Here is a 20964-nt window from a genome sequence, read left to right as displayed (position 1 = left end):
CGGACGACGGGCAACGCCGCAGCGGTCAGTCGCCCGGTCGCGGCTGCGAGCCGACGGCCGAGGGAGCCCGGGAGTCCGTGCTGGCACCGCCGGCCGAGCTGCTGCCGGCCGAGCTGCCGCCGGCCGGAGTGGGATCGACGGGGCCCTGGGCGACGAAGTCCTTGCGGCGGATGAGGAGGAGCGCGCAGACCGCGCCCACGAGCGCGACGACCCCGGTGACGATGAGCAGGTCGTTGATCGCACCCGCGAAGCCGGCCTTGACCGCGCCGGCCAGCGGGCCGCGGGCGCTCGGTGGGGTGGCGGCGAAGAGCTGGTCGGCGTCGCCGCGGCGCAGCGTGTCGGCGATCTGCCCACCCTGCCCGCGCAGCGCCGGGACCCCCCGCAGCGCACCGTTGATGCCGCTTTCCAACCGAGCCGCGAAGATCGAGCCAAGGGCCGCGATGCTGATCGCCATGCCGATCTGGCGGAACGTGGTGTTCGCGCCCGAGGCCATGCCGGAGCGCGCCGGCGGCACCACCCCGACGGCCGTCGAGGCCAGCGGCGGGTTCACCATCCCGCTGCCGATGCCCGCCAGGACGAAGCCCGGGATCAGATGCGTCCAGGAGCTGCCCGCGTCCAGGCCCGCCATGAGCAGCAGGCCGACGCCGACCAGCGCCAGGCCGGGGCCGATGAGCCAACGCGCCGGCACCACGCTGCTCAGCCGTCCGGCCGCCGTCGCGGCGACGAAGCTGCCCGCACTCACGATCAGCAGCCGCACGCCCGACCCGAGCGCGGAGTAGCCCAGGTCGTTCTGCAGATAGAGGACCAGATAGACGAACATCGCGAACAGCGAGCCGTTCATCGCGACCGCGGCCAGCGACCCGCCGAGGAACGTCGGGGTGCGCAGCAGCGACAGGTCGAACATCGGGTTTGCGACCCTGGTCTCCACGGCGACGAACGCGACGAGGAACGCGATGCCCAGGGCCAGACTGACCACCACGCCCGTGTCCGACCAGGCCGTCTCGCCCGCTCGGATCAGGCCGTAGACCACGCCGACCAGCCCCGCGGTGAGCACCGCGAAGCCGGGCCAGTCGGGCCGGTGCGCCGCCGGCGGCCGCGACTCCTCGACCTTCCACACCGTCAGCGCGACCGCGACGATCCCGATCGGCACGTTGACCAGGAAGATGCCCCGCCAACTGATCCCGCTGGTGATCAGGCCGCCGAGGATGGGCCCCAGCGACGTGGCGATGCCGGTGACCGCGCCCCACACCCCGAAGGCGATCCCCCGGTCGCGGCCGCGGAAGCTGTGGGCGAGCAGCGCCAGCGACGTCGCGAACAGCACGGCGCCGCCCACGCCCTGCACGCCCCGAGAGATGATCAGCATGAGCGCCGACTGCGAGAGCCCGCACAGCAGCGACCCCGCCGTGAAGATCGTGAAGCCGATGCCGAACAGCAGGCGCCGCCCGTAGAGGTCGGCGAGCGAGCCGGCCGTCAGCAGCAGCGCCGCCAGGGTCAGGGCGTAGGCGTCGATGACCCACTGGACGTCGGCGAAGCCGGCGTCCAGACCGCTCTGGATCTCGGGCAGCGCGACGATCACGATCGTCACGTCGAGCAGCAGCATGAACGTGGCGCCGCAGACGACCAGCAGCGTCCACCACTTCCGATCCATGGTTCTCCTTGAGGCCTGGAACATCCTTGTGCCGCGGGCGGCATTGCTCCGACGTTTCGCGACGGCCCGAGGTGACTGGACCGGGTGCGGCGGTGGCAGGGCCGCGGAGGTGGGTCGGCGGAGGTGGGTCGGCGGAGGTGGGCCGGCGTAGGTGAGGTTGGCACTTCCCGTATGCCCGGTCACGGAAAAGTCATAGATGACCGCGGTCGTTCTGATCCCATCGGTGGGACGGGCCGGCCTGCCCGCCGAGAGGTGATTCGTCCCGCGGTATCTGGGTATCGCGTCGATGTTAGGGATCGTTCCCTATCGCATCGGAGCCGCCTGCGGTCCCTCCGGCCTGGTCGGAGCGGCCGCCCGACCTCGACGGGACGACGATGGCGATCGACACAGGACGACGAGGGCGCCGGCCGCGGACGCGGACGGAGCACACCGGGCCGCCCCCTGGTGACACCGGGCGGTGCCCCGCGGGACACACCCAGTGCCCCGCGGGACACACCCGGCGCCCCGCGGGGCACGCCGCGCGGCCGGTGGGGCTTACCGCATGGCTGGTGGGGCTTACCGCGCAGCCGGTGGAGCACTCCTGGTGGCGGCGGGTGCCCGGTCTGCGCGGACGCCGTCGTGCCGGCCGCGGCCGGTCCCGCTGGTCCGCCGGTGCGGTGGCGCTGGGCTGCGCCGTCGCGCTGGCCGCGGGCTGCGCGAGCGCGGACGGTCCGGCCCGGGCGACGCCGGCGGCCCCGGCCAGATCGGCGGGAGCAGGTGCGGTGGTAGCGGGTTCGGCGGCAGGAGCGGGTCAGGTCGGGCGGTACGCCTCGCCGAACCCGGGGTCCGTCAACACGCTCTGGCTGCGGACCTCGGCCGGCCTGCTCGTCGTGGACACCGGGCGATCCCTCACCGACGCGCGGCAGGCCGTGGCCGCCATCCGCCGCACGGGCCAGCCGGTGGCCGCGATCCTGATCACCCATCCGCACCCCGACCACGTGGGCGGGATCGGCGTGCTGCACCAGGCCTTCCCGACGGCGCCGGTCTACGCCTCCCAGGCCACCGTGGCCGTCATGCGCACCGATCCCCTCGGCTACTACGACCAGACCCGGGCCCTGCCCCACTCGGACTATGCGGCTCGGCTGACCCTGCCCGACCACGTCGTCGCGCCGGGTGCGACGGTCGACGTGGGCGGCACCCAGGTGCGCACCGCCGAGTTCGGCGCCGGCGAGTCGAGCGACGCGACCGTCTACTACGTCCCGGCCACCGGCGACCTGTTCGTCGGTGACCTCGTCTCCAACGGCGCCACCCCGGCCCTCATCGAGGGCCACACCTGCGGCTGGCTCGGCGAACTCGACCAGGTGCAGGCCCGATTCCCGCAGGCGGTGACCCTTCACCCCGGTCACGGTGGGCCCGGGCGCCCGGCCGACCTCATCGCCCGGCAGCGGTCCTACCTGCACCAGTTCCGTGAGCTGGTCCGGGCGGCGATCGCCCCGGCCTCACCCGGCGGCGCGACCGTCACCCCGGCCGAACAGGACTCGATCATCGCCGTGATCGAACGGAACCATCCCGGCTACCCGCCCGTCGCCACGCTGCCGGATCTCCAGCGGGCGAACATCAAGGCGGTGGCCGGCGAGCTCGCCACGACGAACCCCGCGGCCGAGCCCGCCGCCTGCCGGGACGCCTGACCTCGACCTGCCGGGCCCGCCTACCTGCCAGGGCCGCCGATCGTCCGGGGCCGCCGATCGTCCGGACGGTCGGGGCCGCCGGACGGTCAGAGCGGCCCCGGCGGGCGGGGCTGGTCGCGCAGCCGTTCGAGCACCCGGCGGTCGCGCTTGGTCGGTCGGCCGGCGCCCCGGTCGCGCACGGCCACCGCTGGAGTCGGGTCGCGCGGCACCGGGGGGCTGTGGTCGACGAAGCACTCGGCCGCGACCGGCGCCCCGACCCGCTTGCGCAGCACCTTCGTGATGATGACGATCCGCTCCCGACCGGCCAGCCGGAACCGGATCTCATCGCCCGCACGGACCAGGTGCGCGGGTTTGATCCGCTCGCCGTTGAGCCGGACGTGCCCGGCCCGGCAGGCCTCCGTCGCCTGCGAGCGCGTCTTGACAAGCCGCACGCACCAGATCCACGTATCGGCCCGGACCGAGTCCTCCGGCGGTGTCATGGCGCGACTCTACGAACCCGGGTGACGTCAGGCCGCCCGCGCCGGTGCGAGGCGCTGGGCCACGCGCACCGCGGCCCGGGCGATCTCGTAGCCGGCGATGGGCAGTTTGAGCCACCAGTGGTCGAGGAACCGGTAGTCGTCGGTGGCGACGACCCGGGCGGCGAGCTCGGGCCGCAGCCGGCGCAGATACCGGCGTCCGCGCGCCGCGTGCAGCGGATCCGAGGCGATCGCGACCGTGTCCGCGGACTCGACGAACGGCAGTGCGAACGTGATGTTCTCCCAGGTGTTGCGGGCCGAGGTCTCCAGCCGGATCTTCTCCGCGGGCACGCCGAGCGCATCGCGGGCGTACCCGGCCATGGCCTCCGCCTCGGTCACCGCGCCGGGCGGCCCGCCGCCGGTGAAGATCAGCCGGCTGCCCGCGTCCGGAGCGAGCGAACGCACCCCGATCTCGGTGCGCCAGCGTTGGAGCGGATGCAGAGTGCCCGCACGGGTCGACGGGAAACCGAGGACGACGACCGCCTGAGCGCCCCGTCTCGCGGGCAGACCGCGCCCACGGCCGCGGAGCTGGCGCGACGCCCGCCAGTGCAGCGCCTCGGCGACGGCGACCGGGGCGGCCGCCACACCGGCGACGGCGGCGACGGCGCGAAGCCGCCGTACCCACGGCCGCGTGCGGGCGGGCCGGGTCGCTGTCACGACTCCATAGAACACCGCGCCTGGCCGCTCTCGGTCTTTTTCGGACGTGATGCGGTGAGCGCTCCTGTCGGGCCACGACAGGAGACGATCATGCTGCGGTCGTCGGCGCAGTAGGATGATCGTGACGCTGCCGATCGGTGTGGATGCGCAGGCGGGGAGCCCCGGGAACCGGCGCGACGACGGCAGGCTCGCCAGAGGGGGAGTCGACCGTGCGGCCGTTCCGGTTCGGGGTGAACATGCTCGCGGTCTCGGCGCCGGGGGAGTGGTCGACGGCTGCCCGCCGGGCCGAGGAGCTGGGCTACGACGTGCTGCTCATCCCCGACCACCTCGGGTTGCCCGCACCGTTCCCCGCGCTGGTTGCGGCCGGGGCCGCCACCGGCCTGCGGCTGGGCACCTTCGTCCTCAACGCGGCCTTCTACAGTCCGGTGCTGCTGGCCCGCGAGGTGGCGACCACCGACGTGTTGACGGCGGGGCGCCTGGAGCTCGGCGTCGGCACGGGTTACGTCGCCGAGGAGTTCGCCGCCGCCGGCATCCCGTTCGGCACCGCGCGGGACCGCGTCGACACCCTCGAGCGGGTCATCGACGCGGTGTACGGCGCGCTGGGCGACCCCGCCCATGCGCCGCAGCCGGTGCAGCGGCCGGTGCCGCTGGTCGTCGGCTGCAACGGGGACCGGATGCTCACCCTGGCGGCGCGTCGGGCGAACGTCGCCGCGTTCACCGGCGGCGCCGCCGACCCGGCGAACCCGGCGAACCTGCGGCTGCTGTCCGGCCCCGCGTTCGCCGAGCGGATCGCGTTCTTCGAGAAGGTCGCCGGCGACCGGGCCGGCGAGGTGGAGCGCAACCTGCTCGTCCAGGATGTCGCCGTCACCGACGACCGGGAGGCGGCACTGGCCGCCTGGGCGTCCCGGCTGCCGTACCTGAGTGCCGAGGAGATCCCCACGGTCCCGGCGCTGCTGGTCGGCACCGTCGACGAGATCGCCGACCAGGTGCGCGGCCTGCGTGAACGGTTCGGCATCACCTACGTCACCGTCCTGCAGCCCGCGCTGGAGGCGTTCGCCCCGGTGATCGCCGCACTGCGCCGCGACTGACCGGCCACCGTCCGGCGGTTGCGCGGCACCGCCGGTTCGTGGGTCCGGCCGTGGCCGCATGGTCGGGCCGTGCCCGTGGCCGTGGCCGCATGGTCGGGCCGTGCCCGTGCCCGTGGCCGTGGCCGTGGTTGTGGGCCGCTGCGGGTGAGATCGGTGACGGCGGAAACTCGGTCGTCAGCGGTCGAGCTGTCTGCCACGATCGGGCGATGCCACGGGGATTCGAGGAGCTGGTCGACGAGGCAGCGGCGGTGCCCGTCGACGGCTGGGACTTCTCCTGGTTGGACGGCCGGGCCAGCGAGCAGCGGCCGTCGTGGGGGTATGCCCGCCTGCTGGGCGAGCGGATGGCCCGCGCCGACGCGGCCCTCGACGTGCAGACCGGCGGCGGTGAGGTGCTCGCCGGGGTCGCGCACCTGGCGCGGCGCACGGTCGCCGTCGAGTCCTGGCCGCCGAACATCGCGAGGGCGACGGCGCTGCTGCGCCCCCGTGGCGTCCCTGTCGTCGCCGCGGACAGTGATCACACCCTGCCGTTCGCCGACGCGACGTTCGACCTCGTCGTCAGCCGGCACCCGCTGGCGACCTGCTGGCCGGAGATCGCCCGGGTGTTGCGCCCCGGCGGCGGCTACCTGTCCCAGCAGGTCGGCCCGGCCAGCGTCGGCGAGCTGACCGAGTACTTCCTCGGGCCCCAGCCGGCCGCGGTGCGTGGCCGGCGCCATCCCGACGGCGCGCGCGACGCCGCCCGGGCCGCCGGACTGGAGGTCGTCGACCTGCGGATGGAAACGCTGCACACCGAGTTCCGCGACGTCGGCGCCGTCGTCTATTTCCTGCGGAAGGTGATCTGGATCGTTCCCGGGTTCACCGTCGAGCGGTACCGCGGGCGCCTCGCCGAGCTGCACGAGCGGATCCGCACGACCGGTCCGTTCACCGCCCGCACCACCCGCTTCCTCATCGAGGCCCGCCGCCCGCAATGACCTGACGTGCGCCGCGGCTCCTTTCGGGGGACAGCATCCCCGGCGTTGACCCGACGCGCGCCCGAAGAACCAACTTCCTCACCGGCACGCATGCGTAACGTCCGGCAGGCGCAGGAGGAAGGCTTCCCATTCCACGAGGCGTGTAACGACGTGCCCGCGTTCGACGCCCATTGCGACGGCCCGTGGTTCAGGACGTTCTTCAGCGCGTCGGGGGACTTCGCGGCGGGCCCGACCTGGCGGGTCAGAGGAACGCGAGTCGAGGACCCGCGGCACGGCGGCGGACCAGGGCGCGAATCCCCCGACACGCCTACCGGCGCCGCCGGCGTTTGACCTGGTGCGCACTCGAAGCAATAGCGTCCTCGTCGAGCACGAATGCGTGCCAGCGAGCAGGCGCAGGAGGACATGATGGCTGAGGATTTGACCGGCACCGTCGCGTTCGTGACCGGGGCGAGCAGCGGCATCGGGGCCGCGACCGGTCGGGAGCTGGCCCGCCGGGGTGCGGCGGTCGCGCTCGTCGCGCGCCGCAAGGACCGGCTGGAGCAGCTCGCCGCCGAGATTCAGGGCGAGGGCGGGCGGGCTCTCGTCGTCGGTACCGATATCACCGACCAGCGGCAGGCGATCGACGCGGTCGAGCGGACCGTCGCCGAACTCGGCCGCCTTGACACCGTCGTGAACAACGCCGGGGTCATGCTGCTCGGCCCGATCGTCGACGCACCCACCGCCGAGTGGGACCGAATGGTCGCGCTCAACCTGCAGGGCCTGTTGTACGTCGCGCACGCCGCGCTGCCCCACCTGCTCACCGCAGCCGACTCCGGCCCCCGCAACGTGGCGGACCTGGTCAACATCAGCTCCGTGGCGGGCCGGCGGGCGACGCCGAACTCCGGCGTCTACAACCTGACCAAGTTCGGCGTGAACGCCTTCACCGAGTCGCTGCGTCAGGAGGTCACGGAACGACGCGTGCGGGTGTCCGTGGTCGAGCCCGGCGCGGTCGTGACCGAGCTGGCCGACCACCTGCGCGAGGAGATCCGCGAGACGGCGATGCGCGTCTTCGCTGACGTCGAGAAACTCCAGGCGGACGACATCGCCGACGCGATCGCCTACATCGTGACCCGCCCCCGCCGCGTCGCCGTCAACGAGATGCTCATCCGCCCCACCGAGCAGGTGCGCTAGAAAGAGTCTGTTCCATCTGGTCACAGGTGGGCTTGCTCACCTGGCGGTCACGCAGGCTTCGCCGACCGGTCAGCGGCGGACGGTCCAGTGGCGTGGGCTGGTTGTCGCGGGGATGTGGCGGCAGGTCAGGCCGGTGATGATGGTGGCCTGCAGCTCGGCGCCGAGGTCGGGATCGGCGGCGGTGATCGCGTCCAGGGCGCGCCTGACCGATTTGCGCACGGCGGTGCGGGCGCGTTCGGCCGAGGTGTGGAACGCCCGGCTGCGCCCGCCGAGGCCGGCGACGGTGCGCAGGTGGTCGGTCAGGGCGTCCCAGTCGGCCTGGAGTGCGCGGGCCCGGTCGGTGTCGCCGTCGGCCTCGGCGTCCTGGCGCTCCTCGTCGAGCTCGCGCAGCCGCCGCCGGTAGGCGTCCAGGGCCTGCCGGTCAACCACCTCATGGTGGCCGGCGTCGAACGGCACCGCGCCGCAGAGGGCCAGCGCCGTCACCCCCTCGCCGGGGCGTTCCACCAGCACCGCGAGATAGCGCAGCCCCTGCAGGTCCCCCAGGAACAGCTGCCGGCCGTCTGCGGCCAGCAGCCACCCGTCGCCCTGACGTGTCAACGTTCCCGTGCGGCCGGCGCCCCCCGCCTCGGTCGTGGGGATCGACGACCCGGCGGTCGTCTCGGCGCCGGCGGGCTCGGCGCCGGCGGGCTCGGCATCGGCGGCCGCGGGCTCATCGGGGGAGGAGGAGGCGTCGGCCGCGTGCAGCAGGGCGGCCCACTGGGCGGCGCGGACCGACAGGTCCATCGTCACCGCCTCGGCGTGCGCGGCGGCCAGGAGCGTCCGCGCCCGCGCGCGGTCCCCGGAGCCGGCCCGGGCGGTCAGGGCGGCGGCGAGGTCGACGCGGGACAGGGCGGTGCCCGGCCGGTTGCCGAACCGCCGGCTCGCGGCCACGGCGCGTTCGTGGTGGCGCACGGCCCCGTCGGCGTCGCCGAGCGCCAGGGCGACCAGGCCGAGCGCTCGCTCGGTGGAGCCGAAGCAGGTGACGGCGAGCGACGGCATGACGGGCAGGTCGGCGAACGGTTCCACGAGCCCACGGACCTGCTCCGCGATCGCCCGCTCGTCGAGCAGGCAGGCGGCCTCGGCGACGGCGACCATTCCGGTCAGCCAACTGCTGGACGTGGGCAGGGCGGCCAGCCCGCCGCCGGCGGCGACGAGCCGGTGCAGCGCGCTGCGGGCCTCGTCGAGCCGGCCGGCGCGGGCCGCCATCATCGCGGCGCCCGCGGCGAAGGCGAAGTCGCCCGCGGCGAGCGTCGGGGAGGCGGCCGCCTCGGCCGCGAGGTCGAGCAGCTCCCCGTCGCGGCCCTGCATCCAGCGAATGCTGGCGAGCTGGGCGCCGTAGAACGCCTCGGCGTCCGCGTCCCCGACGGCCAGGCCGAGCTCCAGGCAGGTGCCGGCCGCGGCCTCCGCCTGCGCCAGCCGGCCCGCGCGCACCAGCCGCATGACGTCCATCGCCGCGACGATGTAGAGGACGCTCTGGCAGGCCAGGGCGTCGGCCCGCGCCCGCAGCTCGGCGAGCGACCGCTCGGCCCGCGCGTCGCCGAGGTGGAACAGGTCCACCGTCCGCCACAGCAGTCCCAGCAGCGCCAGCATGCCGTCCCCGCTGCTCGCGGCGACCGTGAGCAGCTCCTGCGCGAGGGCCAGCTTCACCGGGTTGTGCTCGGGTCCGAGCATCGCATGATGGGTCAGCGACAGCGCCTCCGCCAGGGCCGCGGCGTCGCCCGTCGCCCGGATCGCCGCGAGTTCCGCCAGCGCCCGCGCGGGCGTCGCGCCGTCGTAGACCGACTCGGCGGCGAGCCGGACCGCCAGGCGCCCCCGCAGCGACACCACCTGCCGCAGGGCCGGGACACTCGCCGCCCCCGCCCCCGCCCCCGTCGCCTCGCCGTCCGCCGATGGTCTGCCGTCCGCCGCCACCCCGCCGTCCGCCGTCGCGGCTGCGGCCAGGGCGTCGAGGGCGCTGCGTTGCAGGGCCAGCACGCGTCGACGGTCGACGGGATCGCGGTGCTCGTTGAGCCAGACGCCACCCAGGCCCAGCGCCGCGCGGGCCAGCAGGATCGGGTCGTCGGCTCCGTCGAGGGCCTCGGCCGCGCGGGCGAAGGCGTCGCGGGCGGCGGACAGCCGGCCGCAGGCGAGGATCGCCTCGGCCCGCTCGACCAGCAGCGCGGCCCGTCCCGTCATGGCCGGCCACGGATCGGACACGGCGACGGCGGCGTCGAGCAGCGCCGCAGCCTGCTGGTAGTCGAAGCCGCGGCGCATGGAGCGGGCCGCCGCCCGGCAGGCTCCGACGGCGCGCTGAGCGTCCTGCCTGGAGCGGGCGGCCGCCTGCAACGCGTGATGGGCGCGTAGCGCCAGCCGGTCCGCCCGGTTCGATCCGCCGAGCAGAGCGGCGGCGGCGGCATGGGCGTCCAGGCGTTCCCGTGGCCGCAGCGTCGCGGCGGCGGCGCCGAGGATGACGTCGTGCCCGAACCGGAAGCGGTCGGTGCCCGCTGGCTCGACGAGCCCGATCCGCCGCGCGTCGGCGAGGTCGTCGAGGACGACGAGGACGGGCCGACCGGCCAGCGCGGCGACGTCGTGGACGGCCACGGTCCGGCCGAGCACGGCGGCCAGGGCCAGTGTTCGGCGGCTGTCCGCGTCGAGCCGGCCGATGCTGTCGGCCACCGCCTGCTCCACGCCGGCGAGACCCGCCTGCGGGGAGCCGTGCGCGACGACCCGGCTGACGAACAGCGGATTGCCGCCGGTGATGGCGAGCACCGTCCGGGCCAGGTCCTGTCCCGGACGATGCCCAGCACCGATCGGGTCGCCGTCGCCGAGCGGAGGGGCGTCGGCGTCCGGCGGGTCGTGCAGGCCGTGCGCGGCGAGATAGTCCTGCGCGTCGGGGAGGGTGAACCGGCGCAGGGCGAGCACCGTCGCCTCCCGCTCCACGTCGGCGGCGAGCTGGGCCAGCGCCGGATCGCCCTGACCGTCGGGACGGCGGGTGAGGACCAGCAGCAGCGGAACCCGGTCCAGCACCCGGGCGAGGAAGCGGGTCAGCAACAGGGCGTCGGCGTCGGCGGCGTGCACATCGTCCAAAACGATCATGGTGGGCCGGCCGGCCAGCCGCCGCGTCACCAGGTCGGCGACCGCCTGGAAGCGGGTGAACCGCTCGGGTGCGGCCGACGCGCCACCAAGCCCCTCGGCCAGCGGATGGCCGCCCGGCGCGCCGCTCACCGCGGCCAGCAGCGCGGGCCAGGGCCACAGGGGCGGCGCGCCGCCGTAGGGCCAGCAGCGTCCCCACTCGACCGCCATACCGGCCTGCTCGGCCTGCTCGGCCGCCCGTTCGCACAGGTACGTCTTGCCGATCCCCGCCTCGCCGGAGACGACGGCGACCTGGCGCCGCCCCGCCGCCGCCCGCGCCGCGAGCCGGGCCAGCAGCGCCAGCTCCTCCCGGCGCCCGACGAATACCTCCGCGGCGCCCGGCTCCCGGGCCGGGTCCTCGCCGGTGGGACGCGCGACCGGGCGAGGCAGCACGGGCTGGGGCAGTGCGGGCTGGGGCAGTGCGGGTACAGGGTAGGGCAGCGCGGGTACGGGGTGGGGCAGCACTGCGGCGGAACCCACGCGGTCCAGTGCCAACGTCGCCCTCTCCCCACCATGCCCCGCGCGGCACGCCAAGCCCCCGCGCGGCATGCCGATGCGGCCGAACGTGGCCACTCCCGCCGATCCTAGGAACGGCCAGGCGCCCGCGGATCGCCCTGTCGCCAGCGCGACGTACCGACGGTGGCGCCCTCGTTGCGTGCCCGTGGCACGCCGGTGGCACATCTGCGGCACGCCTGACGGCCGACAGCCGGGGCCGGAACCGGTCGGCGACGGCCGTCAGGCGCATCCCGGCCGCACGAGCACCAGGACGAGCGCACCAGGACGAGTAACAGGAGGGCTGACATGGCGAATCACCGCGTGGCGATCGTGGGCACGTTCGTCGAGCCGATGGGCATGATCCGATCGGCGGTGGGCGGTGCGATCGGGGGCGCCGTGGGCGCGGCCGTGGCCGCGAGCGCCTCCGCGGACGGCGCGGTGCTGGCCCGGGGCCAGATCGGCTATCTCGGTGTGTTCCCCGGCGAGTTGATCCTGTTCGCCGCCAGGCGGGGCGCCTTCCGGCCGAAGCCCACCGAAACGGTGATCGCGGCGGCGCCGCGGCCCGCCGTGCGACTCGCCCAGCTCAACAGGGCAAAAGTGGCCGGCGTGTTCGAGATTCATCTCCATGACGGGACGGCGTGGCGTTTCGAGGTGCCCCGCGTCCATCTCGGGGGCGCGCAGAAGGTCGCCGCCGTGCTGTCCCAGCACAGCTACTAGGCCGCGTACAGGCGGGACGGCAACGCGCCGAGGTTCGTCGCCTCGTCGGCGGGTACCAGGCCGCGGCGGCGACGCCGTGTCCGCCGGCGGGGGCGTCCGGCATGATCGGACGATGGGCGGGCGATGGCGCGGGCGGCTGCGGCGCGCCACCGACTTCGGGATCGTGCTCCTGCTCGGCCTGTTCCTGGTCGCGGTGGTGCTCGACGAGCACGACCGCACCCGGGAATCGGTGTTGATCGTCCTCGGGCTGCCGTTCGGGGTCGGCCAGTCGCTCGCGCTGTACTGGCGCCGTACCCGGCCCGGAGCCGCGCTCGGCGTCGCGCTGGTCGGCGGCCTCGTCATCCAGATCCTCGTCCCCTCGGTCGTGATCCCGATCGCGGCCCTGATCGCCATCAGCTCGTTCGCCGCCGCCCGACCGCCGCTGCAGTCCCTGCCCGCGCTGGGCGCGCTGCTCGGCGTGTGCACGGTCGACTTCGCCACCGCCAGCCGTGAGGACACCTTCTTCACGATGGTCCTGGCCATCGCGGCCTGGGCCATCGGAGAGATCGCCCGTAACCGGCGCACCGCCATCGAGGGGGAGGCCCGGCGGGCGGTCGCCGAGGAACGGGCCCGCATCGCCCGGGAGATCCACGACATAGTCGCGCACAGCGTGTCGGTGATCATCGTGCAGGCGGCGGCCGCCGATGACGTCTTCGACATCCGTCCCGACCAGGCCCGCCGCGCCCTGCGCTCGATCGAGACCACCGGTCGGGATGCCCTGGCGGAGCTGCGCCGCCTGCTCGCCGTCGTCCGTCCCGGCGGCGAGGAGGCGGGCCCGGTGCGCCCGCAGCCCGGCCTGGCCCGGGTGGATGAGCTGGGGGAGCCGCTGCGCGCCGCCGGGCTGCACGTCGCGGTCCGCGTGGTCGGCGAGGCCCGTCCGCTGCCCGCCGGGGTGGACGTCTCGTCCTACCGCATCGTCGGCGAGGCGCTGACCAACACCCTGCGCCACGCCCGCGCGTCCCGCGTCGAGGTCACCCTCGCCTACACCGCGACCACCCTCGACCTTGAGATCGTCGACGACGGCGTCGGCACGCCGGGCGTGGGGTTCCTCGGCGGCGACGCGCCGACCCCCTGGCCCACCACAGGTGCCCCCACCGGCGCGGCCACCACCACCACCGCGTCGGTGCCGGTGCCGGCACCGACGGCCATGGGCGGCGGGCACGGCATCATCGGCATGCGGGAACGCGCGGCCGTGCTCGGCGGAAGCCTGGAGGTCGGCCCGCGTGACGGCGGCGGATTCCGGGTCCGGGCGAGCCTTCCGCTGCCGACCCAACCCGGCGGGAGGTCGGCATGACGACCGAGGCGACCCAGGCGGTTCGGGTGCTGCTGGCCGACGACCAGGCGCTGGTGCGAGGCGGGTTTCGCCTGATCCTCGATGCGCGGCCCGGAATCGAGGTGGTCGGCGAGGCCGGCGACGGGGCCGAGGCGGTCGAGCTCGTCGGCCGGCGCGAACCCGACGTCGTGCTCATGGACGTGCGGATGCCGACGATGGACGGGATCGAGGCGACCCGGCGCATCGCCGCCTCGGGCAGCGCGGCGCGGGTCATCATCCTGACCACGTACGACCTCGACGAGTACGTCTTCGCGGCGCTGCGGGCGGGCGCCAGCGGCTTCATGCTGAAGGACGTCCGGCCCGCGGAGCTCGTCGACGCGGTCCGCGTCGTCTTCCGCGGTGACGCGCTGCTCGCCCCCACGGTGACGCGGCGGCTGCTCGACCGCTTCGCGCGGACGCTGCCCTCCGTCGCCGATGCCTCGGCCCCGGCATCCGACGGTCCGGCCGGGCGTCGCCGCGCCGGCCCAGGCCCCCTCGGCCGCCCGGTCCGTGGGATCTCCCCGCCCGACGCCGCAGGGGTCGGAGGGGAAGGGGAGTGGGGCGCCCGGCCGCGCAGCGGGCTGGCGGAGCTGACCGAGCGGGAGGCCGTGGTGCTCCGGCTCGTCGCGCTCGCCCTGTCGAACGCCGAGATCGCCACCGAGCTCGTGCTCACCGAGGCGACCGTCAAGACGCACGTGTCGGCCGTACTGCGCAAGCTCGGCCTGCGTGACCGCGTACAGGCCGTCGTCTTCGCCTACGACCACGGGCTGGTGCGCCCCCGCCCGAACTGACCCGCCGTCGACTGTCCACCGTCGGCGCCTGCGCCCTTGCGCGGCCCGTCACCCCGGGTCCCCGTCACCCCGGGTCTCCGACCGGCGGACTGCGACCACAGGAGGAGGCAGGTCCATACCTGCGGTGGATGTGCCCGGACCGCCGTGGATCTAGCTTCCCGAGCATGGACGAACCCGACGACCCCGCCCCCCATGCGCCGGTGCCCGCCGCCCACGAGCCGGTGCCGGCCGTCCCGCCCGTGCCGACCGGCCCTGGGTCGGGCGACCCGCCAGCCACCGCGGGCGGTCCGCGGCCGGGCCCCCCCGACCGGCCCGGCCCCCCGGCCGGTCGGGCGCCTTCACGGCTCGCCGCGGTCGGCTCGGTGGTCGTGGTCGGGCTGCTTGTCGTCGCCGTCAACCTCCTGCCGCGGCTGGCTGGCGATCTGCCGCACGTCGGGCTGCCCGCGCTCGACCTGCCGCAGGTCGAGCTGCCCGGCTGGGTTCGCGCAACCTTCGATGCGCTGCGGCCGGTGCGGATTGCCCTGCTCGGGCTGTTCGTGCTCGCCGCCGCGTTCGGCGAACACGGCCGGCACCGCCGGTCGGCGGACCGCTCCGCCGGCCAGCCCGCGCCCGCGCCCCGCGCCCCGGACGGCGACGACCCGGGGGACGGGAACGCCAACCGATGATCCAGGTGCGCGAGCTGACGAAGGTGTACGGCGGATCGGTCGCGGTGGACCGGCTGACCTTCGACGTGACGCCCGGGGTCGTGACCGGCTTCCTCGGCCCGAACGGCTCCGGCAAGTCGACCACCCTGCGCCTGATGGTCGGCCTCGACCGGCCCAGCAGCGGCCGGGCGACGATCGGGGGCCGCGTGTTGCGCGATGTCGACGCGCCGATGCGCGAGGTCGGGGTGCTCCTCGACGCGAGGGCCGCGCCGGGCGGCCTGCGGGCCCGCCAGCACCTGGCCTGGCTCGCCCGGGCCGGCGGCGTGCCCGCCCGGCGGGTCGACGAGGTGCTCGCCGAGGTCGGCCTCGCCGACCTCGCCGGGCGCCGCGTCGGCGGGTTCTCGCTCGGCATGCTCCAACGGCTCGGCATCGCCGCCGCTCTGCTCGGCGACCCGGCGGTGCTGATCCTGGACGAGCCGGTGAACGGCCTCGACCTCGATGGCGTGCGCTGGGTCCGCGGGCTGCTGCGGCGCTGCGCCGCCGAAGGACGCACGGTGGTCGTCTCCAGCCATCTGCTGAGCGAGATGGACCAGACCGCCGACGAGGTCCTGGTCCTCGGCCGCGGTCGCCTGCTCGCCCACGGCAGCGTCACCGAGATCACCCGGGCGGGTGCCGGCACCCACATCCGGGTGGCGTCGCCGCGTGCCTGCGAGCTCGCGGCGGCGCTGCGGGCGGCCGGTGCCTCGGTGACCCAGGCCCCGGACGCCGGCGGCACGTTGCTGGTCACCGGCATGACGGCGCCGGCCATCGGCGATCTCGCCGCCGGCCGTGGGCTCGCCCTGCACGAGCTGACCGAGCGACGGGCAACGCTGGAGGACACCTTCATCGAGCTCACCGGCGACACTGTCGAATACCGGGCCGACAACCACGGGGCCGACAACCACGGGGCCGACAACCGCCGGGCCGACAACCGCCGGGCCGACAACCGCCGGGCCGACAACCGCCGGGCCGACAACCACCGGGCTGGCAGCCATCGGGGGACAGGTCATCGGGAGGTTGGCCGCCCGGGGGAGCAGCCGTGAGCCGGCCACCCACCGCGCCACCCCGCTGGACGGCGACGGTTGCCGGGGAATGGCTCAAGCTGCGCGCCCTGCGCGGGACCCTGGTGATCGCCTGTCTCGGCCCGATCCTCGGGACCGCGCTGTGCGTGCTGCTCGCCGTCGCGGTCGGCCTCGAGGCGGACGGCTGGTCCGAGCAGGACCGCGCCGCCTTCGACCCCGTGCTGTTCCCGCTGGTCTCGGGGATCGTCAGCGGCGTCCTGCTCGTCGTCTTCGGGGTGCGGGCCGGCGCCTGCGAGTACCGGGCGGGCCTGGTGCGGCTGACCCTCACGGTGACGCCGCGCCGCGGTCGGGTGCTGCTGGCCAAGATCGTCGTGGTCGCGGTGGCGAGCTGGGTGGGCTTCACGGCCGTCACCGCGCTGGCGGTGCTCGCGGCGCAGCCGGTGTTCCACGCCTACGGCCTGCCGGACGTGACCGGTGCCGGCCTCTCCGCCGGCAGCGAGGTGCGCCCGCTCGCGGCGGCCATCGGGCTGGCCCCGGTGTTCCCGCTGATCGGGCTGGCCCTGGCAGTCCTGACCCGCAGCGCGGCCGGGGCCCTGACCTCGGTGCTCGCCGTGCTGTTCGCCCCCGCGATCGCGGGCGGGCTGCTGCCGCCCTGGTGGGCGGCGCACGTGCTCATCTATCTGCCGGGTCCGGCGACCGACAGCCTCTCCCTGACCGGATCGGACGACGCCGCCACCGGCGTTCTGTCCGCTGGTGTCGCCGTGCTTGTGGTGGCGGCGTGGCTGGCTCTGTTCCTCGGCGCCGCCCACCACTGCCTCCAACGCCGTGATGCCTGACGCTGCGGGCCCGGCGGTCGCGTCCGCGGTGATGGCGTTCGGGGTGATGGCATTCGCGGTGACTGCGTTTGCGGTGGTGGTGCGCGGCGAGGCCGCGGGTCACCGCCCGGCCGAGCAGGAACAGCACGAACAGCATCCCGGCGGCCGGCAGCGCCAGGACGACGGCGGCCGCGGCGTCGGCGACGGCGGTCAGCACCTGCCCGCCACCGAGTGCCGAACCCGCCGGGGCGAGCTGTGCCCAGACGGCCCGCGCGGTTCGGGGCACGACGAACGGCACCGACACGAGCAGCAGCACCAGGTTGACCAGAATCGCGGGCGCGGCCAGCAGCGCCCAGGCGGTCACCACCAGCCGAGCCCGCCGGGTCAGGCCGGTCAACCGTGCGCCGCCGCCCGGTCCGGCAGGCCCCGCCCCGCCGACCCACCCGGCATCTCCGGCACCGGCGGCCGGGGTGGCGCTGCCGCCGGCCGGCTCCCCGGGGGACGGCGGCCGGCGCCGGCCGGGCAGGGCCGAGCGCAGCGCCGGAACCATCCGGCTGAACAGGTCCGGTACTCCCGCGAGGTCGCCCATGATGTAGTAGCCGTCCAGGCGGACGAACGGTGCGAGCTGGCGGGCGGCGTCGAGGTGGGCGAGCACGATCGCGGTCACCAGGACCTCGGCGTGGCTGACCGCGAGTGCGCCGCACAGCGCCAGCGCGTACAGGCCGTTGAAGTAGATGCCGCCGAGATCCGTGCGCAGCCGGCCACGCCGGGAGAGCCGGTAGGAGTCCGTGACGTCGGTGAAGAACGCCGGCCACACCAGGTACATGCCGAAGCCGATCACTCCGGGCCCGGCGCCGCCGTAGCGGCAGGCGGCGGCGTGCCCAGACTCGTGGACCAGGGCTCCGGCCAGGGCCAGCCCGACGACCGCCAGCATCAGCGTCGGGGTGGCCAGCACCGCGGCCGCGCTGTCGGCGACGCTGTGCCGGCGAAACACCCAGATGTCCGCCACCACCAGCAGGGCGAGCAGCCCGGCGATGACCGCCGGCCGGAACAGCACGGCGAGGACCCCGCCCAACCGGGCCACCACCGGCGCGGGCAGCAGGGTCCGGCGGGCGGCGAGGGTGAACATCGCCGCCGCCCGGGGCGTCGGGGTGGCGCCTTCCGCGGCGGCGATGAGGCCCAGCGGCATCAGCCGGTCGGCGATCAGGTAGCCGACGTCGGCCCCGCTGACCGCTCGCCCGTTGCGTACGGCCACCTGGCCGGCGATCGCCTCGATGTCGCGGGTGCCGTCGGCCGCCGCCAGGATGTGCGCGAGCAGCTCGGTGAGCGCGACGACCTGGCCGTCGCTTCGGCGGGCAAGCTGGACCGGCCGGTCCAGGCCGGAGTCGGCGAACTCGCCGAGCAGGGCCAGGCCGTCGGCCCGGCACGGTCGGGCGGGCACCGTGCCGGGCGTGGGCCCCGGGCGGATATCGGTCATTCTCGGCCGTCCGTCGCAGGTCGATCAGGAGTTGTTGATCTCGAATATGAAGTTGATGCTGGGTACCAGCGAGATGAGGATCGGCAAAATCCCGCCGAGGATCTGCGGTTCGCCATGCGCGTCGATGTGGGCCATGTTCGACCAGGGTGAATTGACCGGAAAGAAGGTGGGATCAAATTCCTTCCGACCGATCTCCAGGGCTGCCAGGGTCAGTCGCTCGGGCAGCAGTTCCGCCTGCTCCAGCGGAAATTCCTGACGTTTTCCGTCGGGTCCTTCCTGAATTTCATCGTGCATTCTATCCCCCGTCGTTATCCAGTCCGCGGGACTGCTCTGACGGGTGGCACGCTAGCGGCGTTGAAACGTTGTGGCGAGGATCCTCATCGGGCGTGTCACGTCCTGCTCTGTGTACGGCCGAATATTCCTCGGAGCTACACCGCAGGTGCGATAAGACTGGTGCGCCGTCGGTTCACCGTCCGTCGGCCTCATCTTCGGGGGCCTGAAACCCGGTGGTCGGATGCCCTAGGAGCGGCCATTCGACCGATCATGGACGTCACCACTGGTTCACCTGGGTCCAGCCGTTGACGATGGAATCGACGAAAGAACCGGAGCTGTAGGCGATCTGCGGTTCGCCGTGGTTCTCGATGTCCGAGGCGTTGCTCCCGGGGGAGTCGACCAGGAAGTTGTCCGGGTCGAACTCGTGGCGGTTGATCTCGACGGCGGCGAGGGTGAGGCGGTCGGGTAGCAGCTCCGCCTGTTCCCGGGCCAGGTCCGCGGCGTCCAGCCCACTGACGGTGCTCATCATCTGGCTCCGTTTCGGATCACTCGATCGCGCGGCGGTCGCGCGACCGTGGCGCGAATGCGGCGCATCGGCCGGCTCCGGGCCCGCCGGATGAGAAGGTCGGCCGGGAACGGGTACAGCCCGCGCGGCGGCCGGTAGGCACCTCTGGACTGTAGGAGTGCCCGTGACCCTCCGCAACACGACGGCGCCCCCCCCCGCAGCCTGGAGCGGGCTCGGGCTCGGGCTCCCAGGGAACCGGGATGGTGAGATCACGCGCGGCCGCGGGGGCGGCGCCGGCGCCCGGACCTTCGGACATCAGCATGGAGCGCATGAGTTCTCCCGAAGACGCCCACGAGCAGCATCGACGTTCGAGTACGGAGGGCCGTCCGCATCCGCGCGCCCGAATCCGCAACGAGCGGGTCGTCTTCACCCGGATGAGCTCCCCCCAGGACCGCGCGGCGGACCTGATCACGGCGTTCGCCGGGTCACTGCCCTTCGTGTACCTCCACGCCGTCTGGTTCGCCGGCTGGATCCTGCTCAACGAGGGCGTGTTCGGCGACGCCGCGGTGTTCGACCGCTACCCGTTCGGACTCCTCACGATGATCGTCAGCCTGGAGGCGATCTTCCTGTCGACCTTCGTCATGGTCAGTCAGAACCGGGAGGCCACCCGGCAGAATCTGCGCGCCGATCTGGACTTCGAGACCAACCTGCGCTCCGAGGTCTGGTCCGTGCACATCGGCCGCGCCCTGGGCCTGGACCCCGACGAGATCGAACGGCACGTCCAGGAGACCCTCGCGCACGCTCGCACCGAGCTCAGCACCGGCCACCCTCAGCCGACGGACGCCGGCCATCTCTGAGGGGAGGTCTACCCCGACGCCCGGCCGCCGCTCACCGTCGCCGACCCGCCGGGCCGCCGGGCCGCAGTCGGCCGGCGGCCCGGCTTGCCGGTAGGGCGCGTCAGTGGTCGACGATCCGACCGTCCAGCGGGCCCGGCGCGGGACCGGAGATCTCGTCGAGGCGGGCGACATGCTGCGCGGGCAGGGTGATCTCGAACCCGGCGAGAGTCTGTTCGTACTGGTCGAAGGTGCGCGGTCCGATGATGACCGACGTGACGCCGGGACGGGCGGCGGCCCAGGCGAGCGCCACCGCCGCGGACGTCGTGTCCAGCTCGGCGGCGACCCCGGCCACCGCCTCGGCGATGTCCAGCCCGCGGTCGGTGACGATCCCGTCGGCGAAGCGCCGGGCGGCCGGGGCGCCCCACGCGCGCAGGCGGGCGACGCGGGTGTCGGCGTCCGGGTCTCCGTCGCGGCGGTAGCGCCCGGCGAGGATCCCGCCGGCCAGGGGACTGTAGATCAGGGTCCCCATGCCGTGGCGGGCGCACACCGGCAGCACCTCGGCCTCGATGCCGCGCGCGACGAGGGAGTACTGCGGCTGCAGGCTCACGAACGGCGTGCCGTGGATGCGCTCGGCCGCCCACTGCGCCTCGACGATCCGGCTGGCGTTGTAGTTCGAGCAGCCGAGGTAGCGCACCTTGCCGGCGCGGACGAATCCGTCCAGGGTCGCCATCGTCTCCTCGATGGGCGTCTCGTCGTCCGGCTGGTGCACCTGGTAGAGATCGACGTAGTCGGTGCCGAGCCGGCTCAGGCTCGCGTCCAGGGCGCGGGTCAGATGCACCCGGGACGAGCCGCGGCCGTTCGGGCCGGGGCCGGCGGGCATGTGCCCCTTGGTGGCGAGGACGACCTCGTCACGGCGGGCGGAGATGGCACGCCCGACGATCTGCTCCGACTGCCCACCGCTGTAGATGTCGGCGGTGTCGATGACGTTGTGCCCGGCATCCAGAAAGGCGTTGATGATCCGGGTGGCCTCGGTCTCGTCGCAGGACCCGAGGCCGACCGAGCCGAAGTTCATCGCGCCGAGGCACGCCTGGGAGACCTTGAGGCCGGAACGGCCCATCGTCCGGTAGTCCACGTTG

Annotated in this window: 18 protein-coding genes; 10 read left to right on the top strand and 8 right to left on the bottom strand. The window is 74.4% G+C overall.

Annotated features, from left to right (window positions below; genetic code table 11):
- Window positions 1–25 precede the first annotated feature (25 nt).
- Window positions 26–1648, bottom strand: coding sequence for an MFS transporter (locus FRAAL_RS20695; protein WP_041939564.1), 1623 nt, complete (start codon window positions 1646–1648; stop codon window positions 26–28).
- A 548-nt stretch (window positions 1649–2196) separates the two neighbouring features.
- Here FRAAL_RS20695 and FRAAL_RS20690 point away from each other — a divergent pair.
- Complete coding sequence (locus FRAAL_RS20690; RefSeq protein ID WP_162137483.1) at window positions 2197–3315, top strand: MBL fold metallo-hydrolase; 1119 nt, start codon at window positions 2197–2199, stop codon at window positions 3313–3315.
- Between the two features lie 86 nt (window positions 3316–3401).
- Here FRAAL_RS20690 and FRAAL_RS20685 read toward each other — a convergent pair whose 3' ends face one another.
- The gene (locus FRAAL_RS20685) at window positions 3402–3794 is read right to left on the bottom strand and encodes an RNA-binding S4 domain-containing protein (RefSeq protein ID WP_011605859.1); all 393 of its coding nucleotides are present in this window, start codon (window positions 3792–3794) and stop codon (window positions 3402–3404) included.
- A 27-nt stretch (window positions 3795–3821) separates the two neighbouring features.
- Window positions 3822–4487, bottom strand: a complete 666-nt coding sequence (locus tag FRAAL_RS20680) for a YdcF family protein (RefSeq protein WP_157734472.1) — start codon at window positions 4485–4487, stop codon at window positions 3822–3824.
- 209 nt (window positions 4488–4696) lie between these two features.
- Between FRAAL_RS20680 and FRAAL_RS20675 the strand changes: the two genes are divergently transcribed.
- The 3 genes from FRAAL_RS20675 to FRAAL_RS20665 all read left to right on the top strand — a co-directional run bounded on the left by FRAAL_RS20675 (window position 4697) and on the right by FRAAL_RS20665 (window position 7713).
- Complete coding sequence (locus FRAAL_RS20675) at window positions 4697–5575, top strand: TIGR03621 family F420-dependent LLM class oxidoreductase (RefSeq protein WP_197537219.1); 879 nt, start codon at window positions 4697–4699, stop codon at window positions 5573–5575.
- Between the two features lie 206 nt (window positions 5576–5781).
- Window positions 5782–6543, top strand: a complete 762-nt coding sequence (locus tag FRAAL_RS20670) for a class I SAM-dependent methyltransferase (protein WP_011605856.1) — start codon at window positions 5782–5784, stop codon at window positions 6541–6543.
- A gap of 402 nt (window positions 6544–6945) precedes the next feature.
- Window positions 6946–7713, top strand: coding sequence for an SDR family oxidoreductase (locus FRAAL_RS20665; RefSeq protein ID WP_231861140.1), 768 nt, complete (start codon window positions 6946–6948; stop codon window positions 7711–7713).
- Window positions 7714–7782: 69 nt separating this feature from the next.
- Here FRAAL_RS20665 and FRAAL_RS30625 read toward each other — a convergent pair whose 3' ends face one another.
- The gene (locus tag FRAAL_RS30625) at window positions 7783–11358 is read right to left on the bottom strand and encodes an AAA family ATPase (protein ID WP_157892168.1); all 3576 of its coding nucleotides are present in this window, start codon (window positions 11356–11358) and stop codon (window positions 7783–7785) included.
- Between the two features lie 306 nt (window positions 11359–11664).
- Between FRAAL_RS30625 and FRAAL_RS20655 the strand changes: the two genes are divergently transcribed.
- The 5 genes from FRAAL_RS20655 to FRAAL_RS20635 all read left to right on the top strand — a co-directional run bounded on the left by FRAAL_RS20655 (window position 11665) and on the right by FRAAL_RS20635 (window position 15943).
- Window positions 11665–12075 (top strand): hypothetical protein, encoded by a 411-nt coding sequence (locus FRAAL_RS20655; protein ID WP_011605852.1) that lies wholly within the window; start codon window positions 11665–11667, stop codon window positions 12073–12075.
- A 112-nt stretch (window positions 12076–12187) separates the two neighbouring features.
- The gene (locus tag FRAAL_RS20650) at window positions 12188–13408 is read left to right on the top strand and encodes a sensor histidine kinase (protein ID WP_011605851.1); all 1221 of its coding nucleotides are present in this window, start codon (window positions 12188–12190) and stop codon (window positions 13406–13408) included.
- Window positions 13405–14217 carry a response regulator gene (locus tag FRAAL_RS20645; protein ID WP_011605850.1) on the top strand — a complete coding sequence of 271 codons (813 nt, stop codon included), beginning with the start codon at window positions 13405–13407 and terminating at the stop codon, window positions 14215–14217. Before FRAAL_RS20650 ends, FRAAL_RS20645 begins: the two co-directional genes overlap by 4 nt.
- 164 nt (window positions 14218–14381) lie before the next feature.
- Window positions 14382–14882, top strand: a complete 501-nt coding sequence (locus FRAAL_RS20640; RefSeq protein WP_041939563.1) for a hypothetical protein — start codon at window positions 14382–14384, stop codon at window positions 14880–14882.
- Entirely contained in the window at window positions 14879–15943 is a 1065-nt protein-coding gene (locus FRAAL_RS20635) for an ABC transporter ATP-binding protein (RefSeq protein ID WP_011605847.1), read from the top strand. The genes FRAAL_RS20640 and FRAAL_RS20635 overlap by 4 nt, the downstream gene beginning before the upstream one ends.
- A gap of 651 nt (window positions 15944–16594) precedes the next feature.
- Here the strand turns inward: FRAAL_RS20635 and FRAAL_RS20625 are convergent.
- The 3 genes from FRAAL_RS20625 to FRAAL_RS20615 all read right to left on the bottom strand — a co-directional run bounded on the left by FRAAL_RS20625 (window position 16595) and on the right by FRAAL_RS20615 (window position 19016).
- Entirely contained in the window at window positions 16595–18214 is a 1620-nt protein-coding gene (locus tag FRAAL_RS20625; protein ID WP_011605845.1) for a Na+/H+ antiporter NhaC family protein, read from the bottom strand.
- A gap of 24 nt (window positions 18215–18238) precedes the next feature.
- Window positions 18239–18508: a hypothetical protein gene (locus FRAAL_RS20620; RefSeq protein WP_011605844.1), complete on the bottom strand. Its 270-nt coding sequence runs from the start codon at window positions 18506–18508 to the stop codon at window positions 18239–18241.
- Between the two features lie 256 nt (window positions 18509–18764).
- Window positions 18765–19016, bottom strand: coding sequence for a hypothetical protein (locus FRAAL_RS20615; protein ID WP_231861138.1), 252 nt, complete (start codon window positions 19014–19016; stop codon window positions 18765–18767).
- Window positions 19017–19321: 305 nt separating this feature from the next.
- Here FRAAL_RS20615 and FRAAL_RS20610 point away from each other — a divergent pair, with 305 nt between their 5' ends.
- Window positions 19322–19849: a DUF1003 domain-containing protein gene (locus FRAAL_RS20610; RefSeq protein ID WP_041939562.1), complete on the top strand. Its 528-nt coding sequence runs from the start codon at window positions 19322–19324 to the stop codon at window positions 19847–19849.
- A 100-nt stretch (window positions 19850–19949) separates the two neighbouring features.
- On the opposite strand, the gene FRAAL_RS20605 is transcribed toward FRAAL_RS20610, so the two are convergent.
- On the bottom strand, window positions 19950–20960 hold the full coding sequence (locus tag FRAAL_RS20605; RefSeq protein ID WP_011605841.1) for an aldo/keto reductase: 1011 nt from the start codon (window positions 20958–20960) through the stop codon (window positions 19950–19952).
- Between the last annotated feature and the right edge of the window lie 4 nt (window positions 20961–20964).

This window comes from Frankia alni ACN14a (genome assembly GCF_000058485.1).
In the GTDB taxonomy this organism is placed as follows: Bacteria; Actinomycetota; Actinomycetes; order Frankiales; family Frankiaceae; genus Frankia; species Frankia alni.
Note: the sequence above shows the minus strand (reverse complement) of the source record. Positions and strands in the feature narration are given on the sequence as shown.